The sequence below is a fragment of the Falsiroseomonas oryzae genome (assembly GCF_027856955.1).
Taxonomy (GTDB): domain Bacteria; phylum Pseudomonadota; class Alphaproteobacteria; order Acetobacterales; family Acetobacteraceae; genus Falsiroseomonas; species Falsiroseomonas oryzae.
Map to the genome: position 1 here is coordinate 1 of NZ_JAPSMD010000558.1, position 2,967 is coordinate 2,967.

General features: G+C 73.6%; 3 protein-coding genes. All 3 read right to left on the reverse strand.

Going from position 1 to position 2,967, the window contains the following annotated elements:
* Positions 1 to 112: 112 nt before the first annotated feature.
* Positions 113 to 1,135 carry an MlaD family protein gene (locus OZN99_RS28790; protein WP_270938653.1) on the reverse strand — a complete coding sequence of 341 codons (1,023 nt, stop codon included), beginning with the start codon at positions 1,133 to 1,135 and terminating at the stop codon, positions 113 to 115.
* Positions 1,132 to 1,869 (reverse strand): ABC transporter ATP-binding protein, encoded by a 738-nt coding sequence (locus OZN99_RS28795; RefSeq protein WP_270938654.1) that lies wholly within the window; start codon positions 1,867 to 1,869, stop codon positions 1,132 to 1,134. The genes OZN99_RS28790 and OZN99_RS28795 overlap by 4 nt, the downstream gene beginning before the upstream one ends.
* 89 nt (positions 1,870 to 1,958) lie before the next feature.
* On the reverse strand, positions 1,959 to 2,967 hold a 1,009-nt coding region (locus tag OZN99_RS28800; RefSeq protein WP_270938655.1), incomplete at its 5' end, for an MlaE family ABC transporter permease.

Genomic DNA, 2,967 nt, shown 5'->3' on the forward strand with positions numbered 1-2,967 from the left:
CGGCGCGCCGGGCGCTGCGGGCTGAGGTCGAAGCGCCGCACCGGCACGTTCGGCCGGTCGGGGAAGATCGTGCAGCCCCCCAGGACGGGCACGGCCAGCAGCAGGCGGCGCCTCATCGGCGGCGATCCGCCGGCGCGGGCGGCGGCGCGCCGAGCAGGAACTGCGAGGGCGAGGCGCGCAGCGCCTCCGCCGTGGCGCGCAGGCTTGCCGTGGTGGCGCGCAAATCGGCCAGGATCGGGATCAGGTCGGCTTGCACGTCGGTGGTCGTCTCCCGCGCGGTGCGCATGGTGCGCTCGAAGCTCTGCAGGGTGCCGGGCAGCCGTTCCGCGGAGCGGCGCAGCTCCTCGGCGGCGGTGGCGGTGCTGCCCAGGGCGCGGCGCAGCTCCGGCGAGCCGGCAATGGCCTGGGCGGATTCGGCGGTGCGGCGGAACTCGGCCAGCGTGCGCTGGATGTCGCCACTGTCGAGGATCTCCCGCACGCGGCCCATGGTCTGCGCCGTCTCGCGCAGCGTGACCGCGAGGTCGCCATCGGTGGTCTGCCGGCTGAGCGCACCCACCGCCGTGGAGAGGTCATGCGCGATCTGCTCCAGCGGCACGGCCGACAGCCGCTCGATCAGCGTCTCAGCCGCGCCGCGCACCTGCGCGACGGTGGAGGGGATGGAGGGGATGACCGTGTAGCGCGGCGTCCAGGGCACCTGCAGGGCCGGGAAGCGGTCTGCGTTCGGGACGAAATCCAGCTCCAGGTAGTTCACGCCGGTGATGCCCTGCGCGGCGATGCGCGCGCGCAGGCCGAGCCGGATGGCCTCGGCCGCGTTCGGCACTTCGCCGATCTGGTTGCCGTCGATCGCGAAGCGGATCAGCACGAGCTGGAAGCCCTCGGTGAAGGCGACGCCTTCCGGGCGGCGGTACTCGGTGGAGGCGAGGCGCAGCTCCGTCACGCGGCCGATCTGCACGCCGCGGTAGCGGACGGGCGCACCGACATCGAGGCCCTGGACGGATTCGCGCGAATAGGTCTCGAACACCGTCGTCGGCCCCTGGCCGCGGCCGCCGACCAGGAAGATCACGAAGCCGGCCGCCAGCACCACGCCGGCGACGACGAGCATGCCGACGCGGAGATAGAGCGCGCTGCCCTTCATGCGGCCTCGCGCCGGAAGAAGGCGCGCACCGTCGGATGCGTGCTCTCGTCGCGCAGGCGGCGCGGGTCGCCCTGCGCGATCATGCCCTTCGCCTCGCGGTCCAGCATGATGCAGCGGTCGCCGATGGCGAGGATGGAGGCGAGTTCGTGCGTCACCACCACGAAGGTGGTGCCGAGCGTGCGCGCCAGGTCCTTGATCATGGCGTCGAGCCCGGCGGAGGTGATCGGGTCCAGCCCGGCGGAGGGCTCGTCGAGGAACAGGATCGGCGGATCCAGTGCCAGCGCGCGCGCCACGCCCGCGCGCTTCAGCATCCCGCCCGAGACCTCGGACGGCAGGCGCGCCGCCGCTTCCGAGAGGCCGACCAGGCCGAGCTTCACGCGCGCCACCGCCGCCCGCGCATCCGGCCGCAGCGAGGTGTGCTCGGCCAGCGGCATCTCCACGTTCTCCAGCAGCGTCTGGGACCCGAACAGGGCGCCCTGCTGCCACATGACACCGATGCGCCGCAGCAACGCAAGCCGCGCCGGCCCTTCGGCCGACCAGACATCGGTGCCGAGGATGGACACGCGGCCGGCGCGCGGCGGCACCAGGCCGATCATCAGCTTCAGCAGCGTGGACTTGCCGCAGCCCGAGCCGCCGAGGATCACGAAGACCTCGCCGCGCCGCACCTCGAAGGAAACGTCGCGGAACAGCTCGCGGTCGTCGAAGCCGGCGGCGACGCCCTCGCAGCGGATCACGGCTTCGCCGTGATCGCCTGTCCGGTCCGGGTCTCCGGTGCTCGCCTGCTCCCTGGGCTCCGCCCCCCGGTCATCGGATGGGGACACGGTCACAGCCCCAGCCTTTCGTACGCCACGGCGAAGACGCCATCGAGCAGGATGATGGAGACGATGCCGCCCACCACCGCGGAGGTCGCCGCATCGCCCACCGCGCGCGGCCCGCGCCCGGCGCCGAGCCCGGCATGGCAGCCGATGGCCGCGATGGCCAGGCCGAAGAAGCAGGCCTTCACCAGGCCGCCCAGCAGGTCCGTCAGCTCCAGCCACTGGCTGAGCTGCTGCATCACCGTGGTCAGCGGGAAGCCGAAGATGCCCATGATCAGCGCCATGCCCGCCAGCCCCGCCAGCGTCAGCAGCAGCGACAGCACCGGCATCACCAGGATGCCGGCCAGCACGCGCGGCAGCACCAGCAGGCCCATCGGGTCGATGCCCATCACGCGCAGCGCGGCCACCTCCTCGTTCACGCTCATCGTGCCGAGCTCCGCGGCATAGGCGCTGCCGGTGCGCCCGGCCAGGATCACGCCGGCCATCAGCGGCCCCAGCTCGCGCAGCAGCGAGATGCCGACGAGGTTCGGCACGAAGATCTCCGCGCCGAAGCGGCGCAGCGGGATGGCCGACTGGAAGGCGAGGATCACGCCCAGCAGGAAGCCCAGCAGCACCGTCAGCGGGAAGGCGCGCGTGCCGGCCTCGTCCAGGTGGCGCAGCATCTCGCCCAGGCGAAGCCGCCAGGGGCGCAGCAGCGTGCCGAGCAGCGTCAGGGTCAGCTCGCCGATGAAGGCGATGGAGTCCAGGGCCGCCTGCCCGCCATGCCACGCCGCCTTCCCGATGCGGGTCAGCAGCCCGAGACGCGGCTCCGGCCTGGGCTGCGGCGCGTCCCGCGCGGCGCGCACGCGCTCCAGCACGTCGGCGACGCCCGGCCGCGCGCCGCGGATGGCATTGCCCCGGCCGGCGGCCTCCGCCACCAGCAGCAGGGTCGCTCCGGTGGTGTCCAGCGCGTCCAGCCGCGAGAGGTCCAGCACGGCCGGGCCGCCGGCGGCCTCTCGCATCACGCGGGGCCACAGC